Annotated in this window: 18 protein-coding genes; 5 read left to right on the forward strand and 13 right to left on the reverse strand. The window is 68.5% G+C overall.

Annotated features, from left to right (window positions below; translation table 11 throughout):
* Positions 1–47: 47 nt before the first annotated feature.
* The gene (locus AC1RJ9_RS13570) at positions 48–257 is read left to right on the forward strand and encodes a hypothetical protein (protein ID WP_492837420.1); all 210 of its coding nucleotides are present in this window, start codon (positions 48–50) and stop codon (positions 255–257) included.
* 4 nt (positions 258–261) lie between these two features.
* On the opposite strand, the gene AC1RJ9_RS13575 is transcribed toward AC1RJ9_RS13570, so the two are convergent.
* The gene (locus tag AC1RJ9_RS13575; RefSeq protein ID WP_492837421.1) at positions 262–804 is read right to left on the reverse strand and encodes a hypothetical protein; all 543 of its coding nucleotides are present in this window, start codon (positions 802–804) and stop codon (positions 262–264) included.
* Between the two features lie 110 nt (positions 805–914).
* On the opposite strand from AC1RJ9_RS13575, the gene AC1RJ9_RS13580 reads away from it, so the two are divergent.
* A complete protein-coding gene (locus AC1RJ9_RS13580) occupies positions 915–1,673 on the forward strand; it encodes a Crp/Fnr family transcriptional regulator (RefSeq protein ID WP_492837422.1) in 759 nt (252 codons plus the stop codon).
* Here AC1RJ9_RS13580 and AC1RJ9_RS13585 read toward each other — a convergent pair.
* From AC1RJ9_RS13585 to AC1RJ9_RS13625, 9 genes are all read right to left on the reverse strand, one after another.
* Positions 1,670–2,635: an NAD(P)H-dependent flavin oxidoreductase gene (locus AC1RJ9_RS13585; RefSeq protein ID WP_492837423.1), complete on the reverse strand. Its 966-nt coding sequence runs from the start codon at positions 2,633–2,635 to the stop codon at positions 1,670–1,672. The two genes, AC1RJ9_RS13580 and AC1RJ9_RS13585, sit on opposite strands and share 4 nt — an antisense overlap.
* 78 nt (positions 2,636–2,713) lie before the next feature.
* On the reverse strand, positions 2,714–2,851 hold the full coding sequence (locus AC1RJ9_RS13590) for a hypothetical protein (RefSeq protein ID WP_492837424.1): 138 nt from the start codon (positions 2,849–2,851) through the stop codon (positions 2,714–2,716).
* Between the two features lie 136 nt (positions 2,852–2,987).
* Positions 2,988–3,770: an SDR family NAD(P)-dependent oxidoreductase gene (locus tag AC1RJ9_RS13595; protein WP_492837425.1), complete on the reverse strand. Its 783-nt coding sequence runs from the start codon at positions 3,768–3,770 to the stop codon at positions 2,988–2,990.
* A 60-nt stretch (positions 3,771–3,830) separates the two neighbouring features.
* Positions 3,831–4,592: a site-2 protease family protein gene (locus tag AC1RJ9_RS13600; protein WP_492837427.1), complete on the reverse strand. Its 762-nt coding sequence runs from the start codon at positions 4,590–4,592 to the stop codon at positions 3,831–3,833.
* A 60-nt stretch (positions 4,593–4,652) separates the two neighbouring features.
* Positions 4,653–5,072, reverse strand: a complete 420-nt coding sequence (locus AC1RJ9_RS13605) for an NUDIX hydrolase (protein WP_492837428.1) — start codon at positions 5,070–5,072, stop codon at positions 4,653–4,655.
* A gap of 11 nt (positions 5,073–5,083) precedes the next feature.
* On the reverse strand, positions 5,084–6,145 hold the full coding sequence (locus AC1RJ9_RS13610) for a patatin-like phospholipase family protein (protein WP_492837429.1): 1,062 nt from the start codon (positions 6,143–6,145) through the stop codon (positions 5,084–5,086).
* Positions 6,146–6,155: 10 nt separating this feature from the next.
* A complete protein-coding gene (locus AC1RJ9_RS13615) occupies positions 6,156–6,953 on the reverse strand; it encodes a 3-hydroxybutyrate dehydrogenase (protein WP_492837430.1) in 798 nt (265 codons plus the stop codon).
* 88 nt (positions 6,954–7,041) lie between these two features.
* The gene (gene yaaA / locus AC1RJ9_RS13620) at positions 7,042–7,809 is read right to left on the reverse strand and encodes a peroxide stress protein YaaA (protein WP_492837431.1); all 768 of its coding nucleotides are present in this window, start codon (positions 7,807–7,809) and stop codon (positions 7,042–7,044) included.
* Between the two features lie 41 nt (positions 7,810–7,850).
* Positions 7,851–8,300 carry a DUF1801 domain-containing protein gene (locus AC1RJ9_RS13625; RefSeq protein WP_492837432.1) on the reverse strand — a complete coding sequence of 150 codons (450 nt, stop codon included), beginning with the start codon at positions 8,298–8,300 and terminating at the stop codon, positions 7,851–7,853.
* A gap of 75 nt (positions 8,301–8,375) precedes the next feature.
* Between AC1RJ9_RS13625 and AC1RJ9_RS13630 the strand changes: the two genes are divergently transcribed.
* Entirely contained in the window at positions 8,376–8,828 is a 453-nt protein-coding gene (locus AC1RJ9_RS13630) for a hypothetical protein (RefSeq protein WP_492837433.1), read from the forward strand.
* Positions 8,825–9,121, forward strand: a complete 297-nt coding sequence (locus AC1RJ9_RS13635) for a transcriptional regulator (protein ID WP_492837434.1) — start codon at positions 8,825–8,827, stop codon at positions 9,119–9,121. The genes AC1RJ9_RS13630 and AC1RJ9_RS13635 overlap by 4 nt, the downstream gene beginning before the upstream one ends.
* Here AC1RJ9_RS13635 and AC1RJ9_RS13640 read toward each other — a convergent pair.
* Positions 9,118–10,122 (reverse strand): hypothetical protein, encoded by a 1,005-nt coding sequence (locus tag AC1RJ9_RS13640; protein WP_492837436.1) that lies wholly within the window; start codon positions 10,120–10,122, stop codon positions 9,118–9,120. The genes AC1RJ9_RS13635 and AC1RJ9_RS13640 overlap by 4 nt on opposite strands.
* Positions 10,123–10,173: 51 nt before the next feature.
* On the opposite strand from AC1RJ9_RS13640, the gene AC1RJ9_RS13645 reads away from it, so the two are divergent.
* Positions 10,174–10,548 carry a hypothetical protein gene (locus AC1RJ9_RS13645; protein ID WP_492837437.1) on the forward strand — a complete coding sequence of 125 codons (375 nt, stop codon included), beginning with the start codon at positions 10,174–10,176 and terminating at the stop codon, positions 10,546–10,548.
* Here AC1RJ9_RS13645 and AC1RJ9_RS13650 read toward each other — a convergent pair.
* Positions 10,545–11,954: an FAD-binding oxidoreductase gene (locus AC1RJ9_RS13650; RefSeq protein ID WP_492837438.1), complete on the reverse strand. Its 1,410-nt coding sequence runs from the start codon at positions 11,952–11,954 to the stop codon at positions 10,545–10,547. The genes AC1RJ9_RS13645 and AC1RJ9_RS13650 overlap by 4 nt on opposite strands.
* Positions 11,955–12,010: 56 nt before the next feature.
* The gene (locus AC1RJ9_RS13655; RefSeq protein ID WP_492837439.1) at positions 12,011–12,334 is read right to left on the reverse strand and encodes a 1-deoxy-D-xylulose-5-phosphate synthase; all 324 of its coding nucleotides are present in this window, start codon (positions 12,332–12,334) and stop codon (positions 12,011–12,013) included.
* Position 12,335: the final 1 nt, after the last annotated feature.

Consider the following 12,335-nt stretch of genomic DNA (forward strand, 5'->3'; position numbering starts at 1 on the left):
CGCCACAGATCGGGCGCTCCCTGTGGATACTGCAAGGAGGTCTGCCCATGACTGAGGTGCATTATGGTGTCGTTCGGGTCCGCGATCGCTGGTCCATCATCGGCGACAACCTGCGCTTTGGCGCCTATGAAACGCGCGGCGAAGCCAGCGCCGCGGCCCGGCGCTTGGCCGAGCATCCAGCCGGTCTGGGCCTGCATGTGATGCTGCACGAGCAGGAAGAGGACGGGGTGCTCCCCGGCCCGACGACGCTGAGCTGAACACCTAGGCCTCGACCGTCTCTTCCTCGTCGCCGTACAGGAACGGCTTGATGACGCGCCACACCTGCAGGATCGACGCGACCGCGCCCACCACGGACGCGACGACTTGGAACGCCTGCCAGACGAAGCCGACCAGCGGGTCTTCGCCCAGCATCGCCACCAGCGGGTAGATCAGGTGGCTGACCGCGATCCGGAACTGAGCGTAGGCGGTGGAATATTCCACCGACGCTCCGGCGATGGCGGCCGTGACGATCACCGCCAGCACCGGCGCCCACAGCAGCGGCAGGACCAGCAGCAGGGCCAGGGCCGTGATCAGCGACTTGGTCGAGAGACTTACGTCCGTGGCCAAGGTGATCCCGACGCCGGTGATCACCGCCAGGCCCAGCAGGGACAGGGCGATCGGCAGGGCGAGGTCGGCGGTCTCCGCCAGCGGCGCGCCCACGCCGAAGACCATGGCGGCCATGACCAGCAGGGTGACGACGAACGATCCGAGCCACAGCGCGCCGTACTGGCTCAGCCTCCGCCGCAGGTGTCGCTTGGCGATCATGGGTCTACTCCCTGGCCCTTGCGGAGGGTGCTTCGGAAGAGTCTCGCCGTCCACGGGAAACTAAGCCGTGCGCCGCGCGCTTATGCAGTCGAGCTTCACGGGAGGCACGCATGACCGCCATCACCCGCATCGTCCGCAGCGCCGCCGAGGGCGACGCCGCCCCGACCTATGATTCCAACCGTCTGCTGGCCGCCCTGCGCCCGGACGCCCTGGCCGAACTGGCCGCGCACATGGTTCTCGTCGACCTGCCGGCCGACGCCGTGCTGTTCGATGTCGGGGACGACGTCGAGCACACCTACCTGCCCTGCGGCCCCACCCAGGCCTCGCTGCTGGTGGTGACCTCGGACGGTCAGGAGATCGAGGCCGCCAGCATCGGCTTCGAAGGCGCGATCGGCGGCGTGGTCAGCGCCGGCTTCAAGCCCGCCTATGGTCGCGCCGTCGTCCGCGTGCCCGGCCACGCCTTCTGCCTGCCGACCGCGAGGCTGGAAGAGGTCAAGCTTCGCCATGCCGTCGTCGGCGACCTGTTCGATCGCGCCGCCGACGCCTTCATCGCCCAGATGATGCAGGTCGCCGCCTGCAACGCCCTGCATCCGATCGAGCAACGCGTCTGCCGCTGGCTGCAGTTCGCCCACGACCGCTCGGGCAAGGAGCCGATCCGCCTGACCCAGGAGACCCTGGCCCAGATGCTGGGCGTGCAGCGCACGACGATCAGCGCCGTCGCCCGCGTCCTGCAGGACGCCAAGGTCATCCACATCGGCCGCGGCAAGGTCGAGGTGCTGGACCGTCCTGGCCTGGAAAAGCGCGCCTGCGAATGCCACGCGGTCTTCGAGGCGCACTTCCAGCGGATCCTGCCCCCGCACAAGCGTTAGACACGGAAGGCGTTCGCCCGGTCCAGCGCCGCCTCGGCCTCGCTGACGAGCCGCGCCACGATCTCGCCGGCCGGCAGCACCTCGCGCACGCCACCGGCGCTCTGACCCATGGCGAAGCAGGACTTAACCGGGTCGAGACCCTCGATCTGGCCGCCGATGCCGCCCATGGCCCCCGCCCGGATCGAGATCATGGCCTGCTGGGGGAAAGGCTGGATGTCGGATGGCCGGCCCTCCCAGTCGTCGACATAGGGGTTCTTCTTCACCCGCATCGGCTTGCCTGAGTAGCAACGGGTGCGGATCGTGTCCTCGTCGGCCGCCTCGACCACCGCCTGGCGATAGAGGTCGCCGGCGTGAGCCTCAAGGCTGGCGATGAAGCGCGTGCCCATCCAGACGCCCTGGGCGCCCAGGGCCAGGGCCGCGGCGAGGCCCCGGCCGTCATAGAGCCCCCCCGCCGCGACGACGGGGATCTTCACGGCCTCGACCGACTGCGCGACCAGCGGCAAGGTGCCGACCAGACCGGTGTGGCCGCCGCCCTCCCCGCCCTGGCAGATGACGGCGTCGCAGCCGGCCTGCTCGGCCTTGACCGCGTGCTTCACCGCCCCGCAGACGACCATGACCTTCAGGCCGGCCGCCTTGAGGCGCTCGATGATCGGCAGCGGCACGCCAAGGCCGGCGATGAAGGACGAGGCGCCCTCCTCGATGATCACCTCGACGCTGGCGGTCAGCGCATCCGGCGTGGCGGCCAGCAGGTCGACGCCGAACGGCTTGTCGGTGAGGCTTCTGACCTCGCGCATCTGGTCACGGATGAAGTCCGGCGAGGTCCCGGCCATGCCCAGCACGCCGTAGCCGCCGGCGTTCGACACCGCCGCCGCCAGCGGCGCATAGGACACCCCGCCCATGCCGGCCAGAAGGATCGGATGCTCGATATGCAGTAGATCGCAGAGCGGCGTGCGCAGGCCCATGACCGTTCCTCCCGTTATTTTCAGGGAGGATTTCGCGCCGCGCCCGCGCCCGCAAGCGTGCCGCGAGGTTAGCCCAGCCTAGTTGTGGCGGACCAGCTCGGTCTCGACGTCCGATTCGGCGGTCCAGAAGCAGCTGGCCATGGCCGTCAGGACCAGGGCGATCAGCGTCAGAAAGCCGCGCGGCGGGGCCAGGCTGACAACGTCTTGGGGCGTCATCGTCTTTGTTTCCTCGTCGGCGCCCGGATCTGATGTCCAGGCTGCCGTGGAGAAAGCTTCTCACCGCGCGGACCGTTCCGCAAGACCCTGTTTTACCTGGGTTTTTATTGGACTTCAGAGTCCAAGAAACACGCCGTCAGAAGATCGAGTATCCGCCGTCGATGACGATGGTCGTGCCCGAGTGGTAGCTCGACGCATCCGAGGCCAGATAGACGGCCATGCCGCCGAAATCCTCGGGCTCGCCCCAGCGGCGGGCCGGCACGCGCGGGATGACCTTCTCGGCGAAGGCGGCGTTCGCCTGCGCCCCGGCCGTCATGTCGGTGGCGATCCAGCCCGGCAGGATGGCGTTGGCGCGCACGCCATAGCGGGCGTGCTCGACGGCCACCGACTTGATCATCGAGATCACCGCGCCCTTGGTGGCCGCATAGGCCTCGTTGCGGGCCGCGCCCTCGATGGCGGCCAGCGAGGCCACCCCGACCAGCGAACCGCCCGGATCGCCGGTCTTGGCGCGCTCGACCATGTGGCGGCAGGCCTCGCGCAGGGTGAAGAACACACCGTCCAGATTGACCGACAGCACCTTGCGATAGGTCTCGGTCTTCATCTCGACGAACGAGGGCGAACCAAAGCCGACGCCGGCATTGGCGAAGACGCTGTCGACCCGGCCCATGGCGGCCACGGCCTCCTCCATGCCTTCGCGAACCTGATCCTCGTCGGAGACGTCGACGGTCTGAGCCTTCACCCGCACGCCCAGCGTGGTCAGCTGCTTCTCGGCCTCGAGATTGCGCTCGGGATTGGAGCCCCAGATGACGATGTCGGCGCCGGCCTCCGCCATCGCCTTGGCCATGCCCAGGCCGATGCCGCGATTGCCGCCGGTGACCAGGGCCACCTTGCCCGACAGATTGAACGGCGCGTAGGCCATGCGAACCTCCCTCTCATCCCTGAAACGTTTGTTTGAGGAGAGGCGGTCAGGCGCGGAAGGTCAAGAGCCCCAGAAGTGGAAGGCTTGCCAGCCGGCGCCGACGGCCGGCCGCGACACGCCCAGGAGGTCGGTGACCGCCAGGGCCGCGCCGAAGATGAAGCCGCTGACCCCGGGGACCCAGAAGATCAGGGCGAACAGGATGAGAAAGCCGATCCGCTCGATCTTGACCAGCCTGGCCCGCACGCCGTCGGAGAGGAACGGCCGGATGACGCCGTAGCCGTCCAGGCCCGGGATCGGCAGGAGGTTCAAGACCAGGGCGCTGGCCTGCAGCAGGGCCAGCAGCGACAGGGCGTTGTAGAGCGGACCGGAGGCGACGAACGGCAGGACCACGGCCAGGGCGACCAGCACCGCCAGCGTCCCCAGCGGCCCGGCCAGCGAGGCCAGCGACCGCCAGCCCTTGGACCGCATCAGGTCCTCGCGCAGATAGACCGCCCCGCCGGGAAAGCCGATGCCGCCCAGGGCCAGGGCGATCAGCGGGAAGATGATGGTGGTGACGAGGTCCGAATACTTGAGCGGATCGAGGGTCAGGTAGCCCTTCTCGACGATCGTCGTGTCGCCGGCCTTGTGCGCGACGAAGGCGTGGCCGAACTCGTGGACCCCGACGCTGAGGATCCAGGTCGCGGCGACAAAGGCGAAGGTCAGCGGTCCGGCGGGCGGCAGCTCGGCCGCCACCGCCCAGCCCAGACCCACGCACGCGGCGATCAGGATCAGGGCGTTGGGGCTGAGAGAGGTGCGCGGGGCGCGGGCTTCGACGAGGGTCATGGGGTGGATTGAACACGGGCGATGGCTGGACGCAACGAAGCGCCGTGACGGAGGGGGCGTCTAAGCCCCAAACCGCGCGTACGTCTCCGCGATCACCCGCCGTGTTTCTTCCCACTCGACCAGGGCCATGGCCTCGTCCAGCGTCACGAATTTCGCCTCGGCCGCGTCGTCGCCGGCCACTGGCTCGCCGCCGGTCCAGCGGGCGGCGTAGTCGATCATCACGTAGTGGCGGGTGATCTCGCCGCCTGGACGGGCCGGAAACACGCCGTCGACCACGTCCAGCAGGCCCAGCAGCTCGGCCTCGACGCCGGTCTCTTCCTTGAGCTCGCGCAAGGCGGCGACCTCCAGGGTCTCTCCCCATTCCAGCCTTCCGCCCGGCAGGCTCCACTGGTTCAGCCGGGGCGGCGTGCCGCGTCGGATCAGCAGGACCTCGTCGCCGCGCAGGCAGACGACGCCGACGGTCGGCACGGGGTGGTTCATGGCCAGGTCCTTCAGGGGAAGCCGACCTTGAGATCGACGCTGGACTTCACACCGATGCAGTTTCCGCAGTCGGCCAGCCAAGCTTCCGCCGCCTTGCGCCCCCGCGCCTTGAGATCGGTCAGGAAACTCCACTCGGTGTTGAACTTGGTGGAGAGCGACAGATCCGCCAGCGGCTTGTCGGCGGTGATGGCGTGGACCAGCATCCGGCGGTAGCGGCCCCGGGCGGTGTCCTTCAGCAGGCCGTCGTCCAGCAGCTTCTGCACGAAGCCGATGGCCCTGAGCTCCGAGGCCAGGGAGGCGTTGAAGGTGATCTCGTTCAGCCGATCCATGATCTCGCCCGGCGACTTGGGCGTCTCCTCGCGGACGAACGGGTTGAGGCTGACGATCAGGATATCGTCGGGGGTGTCGTCATAGAACAGCGGCCACAGCGGCGGATTGGCCAGGAAGCCACCGTCCCAGTAGGGCTCGCCGTCGATCTCCACGGCCTGGAAAACCTGCGGCAGACAGGCGCTGGCCATGATGTGGCGGGACGTCAGCTCGGTCTCGCGGAAGATCACCGACTTGCTGGTTCGCACCGCCGTGGCGGCGACATAGAGCTTGATCGGGCTCTTCTCGCGGATCTGGCTGAAGGTGATCTCGGCTTCCAGCGTGTCGTGCAGCGGGTTCAGGTTGAACGGATTGAACTCGTAGGGGCTGAGCGACAGGGCGAAGGTCTCGGCCATCCGCCAGCCGGGAGTGTTCTTCAGCCAGTCGGCCCCGCCGCCGAAGGCGGTGGTCCAGATCGAGGTGTCGCCGAAGACGTTGCGCCCGCCCTGCCGGTTCACCTGCCGCCAGAAAGATTCGAGACGCCTCCTGGCCCCGGCCTTGCCGTCGTCGATCAGGCCCTGGGCCAGGCAGACGGCGTTCATCGCCCCAGCCGAGGCGGCGGTGGCCGCCCGGATCTCCAGATCGTCCTCCTCCAGCAGGCGGTCGAGCACGCCCCACTCGAACGCCCCGTGCGAGCCCCCGCCCTGCAGGGCCAGGCTCAGCGTCCGGGGGCCGGACTTCTTCTTGATGAAGGGCGGGATGGGCACGCGGCCCAGCCTATTGCGCGACCCAGCCGCCGTCGACCTGGAACGCCGCGCCATTGGCCGAAGCCCCGGCGTCGGAGACCAGATAGAGCAACATGCCGCCCAGCTGTTCGAAGGTGACGAACTGCTTGGTCGGTTGGGCGGCCAGGATCACGTCCTTCATCACCGCCTCTTCAGAGATGCCGCGGGCCTTGGCCTGATCGGCGATCTGGGCCTCGACCAGCGGAGTCTTCACGAAGCCGGGGCAGATGGCGTTGCAGGTGATGCCGTGCTCGGCGACCTCGAGGGCCACCGTCTTGGTCAGGCCCAGGATGCCGTGCTTGGCCGCGACATAGGCCGACTTGAACGGCGAGGCGACCAGACCATGCGCCGAAGCGATGTTGACGATCCGCCCGCGTCCCTGCTCCTTCATGATCGGCACGGCCGCCTTGGTCGCGTGAAAGGCCGACGACAGGTTGATCGCGATGATCAGGTCCCACTTGTCGTCCGGGAAGTCCTCGATCGGGGCCACGTGCTGGACGCCGGCGTTGTTGACCAGGATGTCCAGCTCGCCGAACTCGGCCTTGGCGGCGCGGACCATGTCAGCGATCTGGTCGGGCTTGGTCATGTCGGCGCCGTGATACAGCACCTCGACGCCGTGGGTTTCGGCCATCTCGGCCCGGGCGCGCTCGATGGCGTTCATCTCGCCCAAGCCGTTCATGACGATGTTGCAGCCCTGGGCGGCGAGCGCGTCGGCCAAGGCGTGACCGATGCCGCTGGTCGAGCCGGTGACGATGGCGACCTGCCCCTGCAAACCGAAATCCACGGCCATGCACTCACGCTCCCTGCATTTGCTGCGACGCAGCATATAGCTCGCCCATGCGAGAGGCGAGCGCTTATAAATTCATCGATAGATGAATTCAGGGCTGCGGGCGAGCGAAAACCCAGTCGGCCTCGGTCGAAAGGTTCGGCTTGAAGGCGTAGCCATCCAGGTCGAACCGCTTCAGCCCTTCGGCGCGGTCGATCCGGTTGTCGATGATGTAGCGGGCCATGCGTCCCCGCGCCTTCTTGGCGAAGAAGCCCAGCACCCGCAGCTCGCCGTGCTTCTCTTCCTTGAAGTGGCAGGTGACCACCGGCAGCTTCAGGGCCTTGGCGTCGACGGCGCCGAAATACTCCTGGCTCGCCAGGTTCACCAGGGTCGGGTCGTCGTGGCCCTCGGCGGCGGCGTTCAGGGTCATGGAGATCGTCTCGCCCCAGAAGTCGTAGAGGTTGCTGCCACGCTTGGTCTTCAGCCGCGCGCCCATCTCCAGGCGATAGGGCTGCAGGGCGTCGAACGGGCGCAGCACGCCGTAGAGGCCCGACAGGATCCGCAGGTGATCCTGGGCCCACTCCAGGGCCGGACGGTCCAGCTCGCGGGCGGCCAGGCCGGCATAGACATCGCCGTTGAAGGCGATGATCGCCTGCAGGCCATCCTCGAGCTCGGAGTCGAAAGCCTGGAATCGCTCGCGGTTCAGCTTGGCCAGGGCGTCAGAGATGTGCATCAGCCGCTTGAGGTCGGGCGCGGTCAGCTTGCGCGTGACCTTGGCCAGTTCGGCGATCTGGGGCTTCAGCGCCGGCGTGGTGAGCGGCAGCACATCCTTGGGTGCGGTGAAGTCCAGCGACTTGGCGGGCGAGATGACCATCAGCATGGCCGGGAGATAGAGGCTTAGGGGCGACGGCGCCAGCTATGTCATTCCCCTGAGTCGACACGCCGCCGCATGTCCGCATGGGCGGCGGCGATCAGCTCGACCAAGGCCGCCTCGTCGATCGGCTGGCCCCAGCGCAGTTTGACGTGCCGCATCCGCTTGCCCGTCCCTTCGAGCAGACGGCCCGGATCAGGCAGCGACGCGCCCGCGTAGAAACCGATGCTGGCATGGGCCGCGAAGGCGTCGACATAGGCGAAGGCGGCGTCGTCGACGCAGGCGGTCGGATGGCCGTCATGCAGCAGTTCGCGAACGTCGCCGCCGCTGGCCCGCAGGCGCTCGAACCAGGGCTCGACAAGCCGGCGCAGCGGATCGTCGGCCGAGAACCAGGCCTCGACCTCGGCGTGACGCCGGACAGCGCTGGCGAACCGGAAGAGCGTGCTCATGCCGCCATCAAGCTCGCCCCGGTCGAGGTTGTCGAGCCCATCACTTTCCATGTTGGAAAGTTTTCACTTGCCACACTGGAAAGTAGAGGGTTATGACTTTCCGCAATGGAAAGTAAGGAAGACGCCATGACCCGAGACGAAGACGCCCTGCGGATGCTGGCCGAGGTCGAAGCCGCCAATACCGACCTGGCCGAACGCGCCAAGGCGCCGATCTGGTACCACCCGGCGCTGGGCCTGCTCGCGGGGGGCATGGTGGCCGTCCAGACTCAGCCGATCCTGGCCAAGTTCATCTACTACGCGGTGTTCTTGGTGGGCCTGGTGCTGCTCGTGCGCGCCTATAAGCGCCACACCGGCATGTGGGTCAGCGGCTATCGCGCCGGACGCACACGCTGGGTCGCCATCGGCCTGGCGATCCTCACGACGCTATGCGCGGCGATCTCGGTCTGGTTGGCGTTGGAGCGCGACGTGGTCGCCGCGCCGTGGGTGTTCGGCGCGCTTGTCGCCGTGATCGTCACCATCGGCGGCTTCGTCTGGGAAGCGGCCTTCCGCGCCGACCTGCGCGACGGCGGCTCGCTGTGAGCGTGGAACTGGACCCGGTGATCCACGCCCCCAATCGCCTGCAGATGTGCTGCATGCTGGCGGCGATGGAGACCATCGACTTCGCCACCGTCCGCGAGGCGCTGGACGTCTCGGAATCGGTGCTCAGCAAACACGTGAAGACCTTGGAGGAAGCCGGCTACGTCAAGGTCCGCAAGGCCGCCTCGGAGGGCCGCCAGCGCACCTGGCTGTCGCTGACCAGTCCCGGACGCAAGGCGCTGAAGGGCCACCTGGGGGCTCTGAAGGCGATGATGGCCGGGGTGCCGGAGACCTAACGGGTCAGGACGATCGGCTTGACCGCGCCGCCCGAGACCGAGACCAGGGTGACGATCGTGCCGCCCTCCTGGACCATATAGCCGCCGCCATCGCCGGCCGGGCTCTCGATGCTGACCACGGCGGCGACGTAATAGTCGCCGTCGGGCAGGCGGTCGAAAGCGAAGCCGCCCTGAGCGTCGCAGGTCTCGATCGTGACGACCGGATCGAACGGCTGAGGCTCCCAGCTCGTCCGGCGGGCGAAGCCGCCCTGCTCCGAACCATAGGCCTGGCGCACGAAGGCGATAGTGGAAGGACCGCGCGGGAACAGCCGCACCGGCGAGCCGGCGCAGCTGCGGGTCTGGCCATTGCGCGTGCGCAGGAAGGCCGTGCCCTTGATGATGTTGCTGCTGCTCACGACCGCCGGCGGCGGCGGCGGCGCGACCGGCCCCCCGGAGAGCGGCGCGAGCGTGTAGATCGGCGGCGCCGCCGGTGCGTAGGTCGGCGCGCGGGAGGGCGGCGGAGCCGGTGTGTAGATCGGCGGCGCCGCGACCGGTTCGGGCGCATAGGCCGGTTGCGGAACGGCCGGCGGCGGCGGGACAGGCTCCGGCGGCAGGAGCTCGGCGGGCGGGTCGTAAGGTCCAGTCCGCTCCAGCTTCACGAAGGCCGGATTGGGCACGAGGTCCTGGGTGGCCCCGGTGGCGGAGTCGATGCCGACCCCGATCAGACCACCGATCAGGACGTTGCCGGCCATGCCGGCGGCGCCCGCCTTGGCGGTCTTGTGGGTGACGGTGATGGTGGCCGGGCGGTACCCCGGCTTGGTGACGGTGGCGACAAACTCGCTCTTGCGGCTCATGCGGATCGCGCACGGCGTCGCTTCGCAGAAGTGGCCGTTGGTGGTCTCGACCTTGGCGCCGATCGGGTCGCTGTTGACCTCCCAGGCGTCGGTCGAGCCGCGCGTCACCGACGCGCAGGCGCAGAGCAGGACGCACGCGGACGCCGACGCGACCAAACCAAACTTCATGATCTTTCCCCGCCCATCCCCTGACAGGTGCGCCTTATGGACGCCTAGGAGTTGAGTAACCGTGAAGGCGGCTCGACCCATCCGGGCGAGACGGCTATGCAGCCGCCCATGACCCAGACTTTTGGCCTCGTGGCCGCTCTCGCCTGGCCGCTGCCGATGGTCGTGGCCGCGTTCCTGGTCGCCCGCGACCGGACCCTGAAGTTCCGCATCGTGTGGGCGCTGATGTGCTTCGTCGGCGTCGGCGCGTTCTGGATGCAGCAGGGCACGGACAGGTGGGGCTTCATCCCGCTGGCCATCAACGTGCTGGGCCCCGGCTCGCAGGCCGGCTTCTACAAGGCCACGATCCCGCTGGGCGCGATCGGGGTTCTGGTCCTGCAAGCCCTGCGCGCCCGCAAGCGGCGCGCCCTGGCCAAAGCCGCCGCCTAGAACAGGATCCGGGGGTTCATGATCCGCTTGGGGTCCAGCGCCCCTCGGATCGCCCGCAGGGCCGCGACCTCGATCGGGTCCTTGTAGGTCAGGGCCTCGGCCGTCTTCATCGCCCCCAGACCGTGCTCGGCGCTGATCGAGCCGGCGAAGCTGGCGGTGATGTCGTGGACGATCCTGGCGCCCTGCTCGCGCTGGGCGTCATGGGCGTCGTCGTCCGCGCCGACGGGTTTCAGCACGTCGTAGTGGACATTGCCGTCGCCGACGTGGCCGAAGGCGATGATCCGTACGCCGGGGAACGCCTCCTCCAGCGCCGCGTCGGCTCGCTCGATGAAGGCGGGGATCTTCGAGACCGGCACCGAGATGTCGTGCTTCCACACCGCGCCCTCGGGCTTCTGGCCCGCCGAGTGCCCCTCGCGGATGTGCCAGAAGGTCTTCTCTTGCGTCTCGGTCTGCGCGACGGCGGCGTCGGCGATCAAGCCGTCGCCCAGGGCCTTGGCCAGCAGGCGTTCCAACGCCGCCTCGGCCGTCCCGGGCTCGCCGCTGGCGATCTCGATCAGCACGTACCAGGGATGCTCGCTCGGCAGCGGATCGCGCAGGCCAGGCACGTTGCGGATGGTCAGGGCGAAACCCAGCAAGCTCATCAGTTCGAAGGCCTCGACCGCGCCACCGGTCTCGTCTTTCGCCCTCGCGAGAAGCCGGATCGCGTCGGCCGGCGCGTTGAGGCCCACGATCGCCACCGCCCGCGAGGCCAGCGGCGCGTGCAGCTTCAGCGAGGCCGCGGTGACGATGCCCAGCGTGCCCTCGGCGCCGATCAGCAGTTGCTTGAGGTCGTAGCCGGTATTGTCCTTGCGCAGGCGCTTGAGGCCGTTCCAGATCTCGCCATTGGGCAGCACCGCCTCGACGCCCAGCACCTGCTCGCGCATCATGCCATAGCGCAGCACGGCCGTGCCGCCGGCGTTGGTCGAGATCAGCCCCCCGATCGTGCAGGAGCCTTCCGAGGCCACGCCGACCGTGAAGCGCCGGCCAACCCGGGCGGCCTGCTGGTGGGCTTCGTGCAGCGTGACGCCGGCCTCCAGCACCATGGCGTCGTCGAGCGGGTCGACATCGCGGATCGCCTTCAGCTTCTGGGTCGAGAGCAGAATCTCGCCGTGCGGGATCTGGCCGGCGACGAGGCCGGTATTGCCGCCCTGAGGCGTGATCGCCACGCCCTCGGCCGCGCAGACGCCGACCACGGCGGCGACCTCGGCGGTCGTGCGCGGCGTCACCAGCAGCGGCGTCTCGCCCCGCCAGCGACCGCGCCATTCGACGAGGTGCGGCGCCAGCACATCCGGATCCTGGCTCCAGCCGCCCTCGCCGAGCACGGCCTTGATCCGGGAGACGACATCGGCGGGAACGGGCTTGATCATGGCGCTCAGTATAAGCGGCGGATTGGGTCGATGTCAGCGTCTACGGCGTCGCGGACCTAACCCAAGGCGGGGTCGGGAAGGCCCCGGATGTCGCGCCAATATTCCTCGCGCACATTGTCGTCGATCACGGCCGGATCGCCCGCGCCCTTGAACAGCCGGTCGGCGCCATCCTTGCGCGCCCGGGCGATCCAGTACGGATGGCCAGTCACGCTGTCCTGGAAGTTGGCCTTCAGGCCCGAGTGGCGCAACGCCGTGAACGTCTGGCCGGCATAGTGCAGGGTCTCGCCGCTCTTGGACGAGACGACCCGCCCGATCCGCGCCGGCCCGTTGATGCCCTTGGACTTGTCCTCGACATACATGATCCGGGTCTTGCTCTTCATC

The sequence above is a fragment of the Caulobacter sp. GW822-FHT07D08 genome, from assembly GCF_058798735.1.

What these genes read in the sequence shown, in the direction of transcription:
- AC1RJ9_RS13640 (WP_492837436.1), bottom strand. Translation starts at nt 10,122, where the DNA reads ATGAAGTTTGGTTTGGTCGCGTCGGCGTCCGCGTGCGTCCTGCTCTGC.
- AC1RJ9_RS13580 (WP_492837422.1), top strand. Translation starts at nt 915, where the DNA reads ATGACCGCCATCACCCGCATCGTCCGCAGCGCCGCCGAGGGCGACGCC.
- AC1RJ9_RS13585 (WP_492837423.1), bottom strand. Translation starts at nt 2,635, where the DNA reads ATGGGCCTGCGCACGCCGCTCTGCGATCTACTGCATATCGAGCATCCG.
- AC1RJ9_RS13615 (WP_492837430.1), bottom strand. Translation starts at nt 6,953, where the DNA reads ATGGCCGTGGATTTCGGTTTGCAGGGGCAGGTCGCCATCGTCACCGGC.
- AC1RJ9_RS13630 (WP_492837433.1), top strand. Translation starts at nt 8,376, where the DNA reads ATGACCCGAGACGAAGACGCCCTGCGGATGCTGGCCGAGGTCGAAGCC.
- AC1RJ9_RS13575 (WP_492837421.1), bottom strand. Translation starts at nt 804, where the DNA reads ATGATCGCCAAGCGACACCTGCGGCGGAGGCTGAGCCAGTACGGCGCG.
- AC1RJ9_RS13650 (WP_492837438.1), bottom strand. Translation starts at nt 11,954, where the DNA reads ATGATCAAGCCCGTTCCCGCCGATGTCGTCTCCCGGATCAAGGCCGTG.
- AC1RJ9_RS13590 (WP_492837424.1), bottom strand. Translation starts at nt 2,851, where the DNA reads ATGACGCCCCAAGACGTTGTCAGCCTGGCCCCGCCGCGCGGCTTTCTG.
- AC1RJ9_RS13570 (WP_492837420.1), top strand. Translation starts at nt 48, where the DNA reads ATGACTGAGGTGCATTATGGTGTCGTTCGGGTCCGCGATCGCTGGTCC.
- AC1RJ9_RS13595 (WP_492837425.1), bottom strand. Translation starts at nt 3,770, where the DNA reads ATGGCCTACGCGCCGTTCAATCTGTCGGGCAAGGTGGCCCTGGTCACC.
- AC1RJ9_RS13600 (WP_492837427.1), bottom strand. Translation starts at nt 4,592, where the DNA reads ATGACCCTCGTCGAAGCCCGCGCCCCGCGCACCTCTCTCAGCCCCAAC.
- yaaA (WP_492837431.1), bottom strand. Translation starts at nt 7,809, where the DNA reads ATGCTGATGGTCATCTCGCCCGCCAAGTCGCTGGACTTCACCGCACCC.
- AC1RJ9_RS13605 (WP_492837428.1), bottom strand. Translation starts at nt 5,072, where the DNA reads ATGAACCACCCCGTGCCGACCGTCGGCGTCGTCTGCCTGCGCGGCGAC.
- AC1RJ9_RS13625 (WP_492837432.1), bottom strand. Translation starts at nt 8,300, where the DNA reads ATGGAAAGTGATGGGCTCGACAACCTCGACCGGGGCGAGCTTGATGGC.
- AC1RJ9_RS13655 (WP_492837439.1), bottom strand. Translation starts at nt 12,334, where the DNA reads ATGAAGAGCAAGACCCGGATCATGTATGTCGAGGACAAGTCCAAGGGC.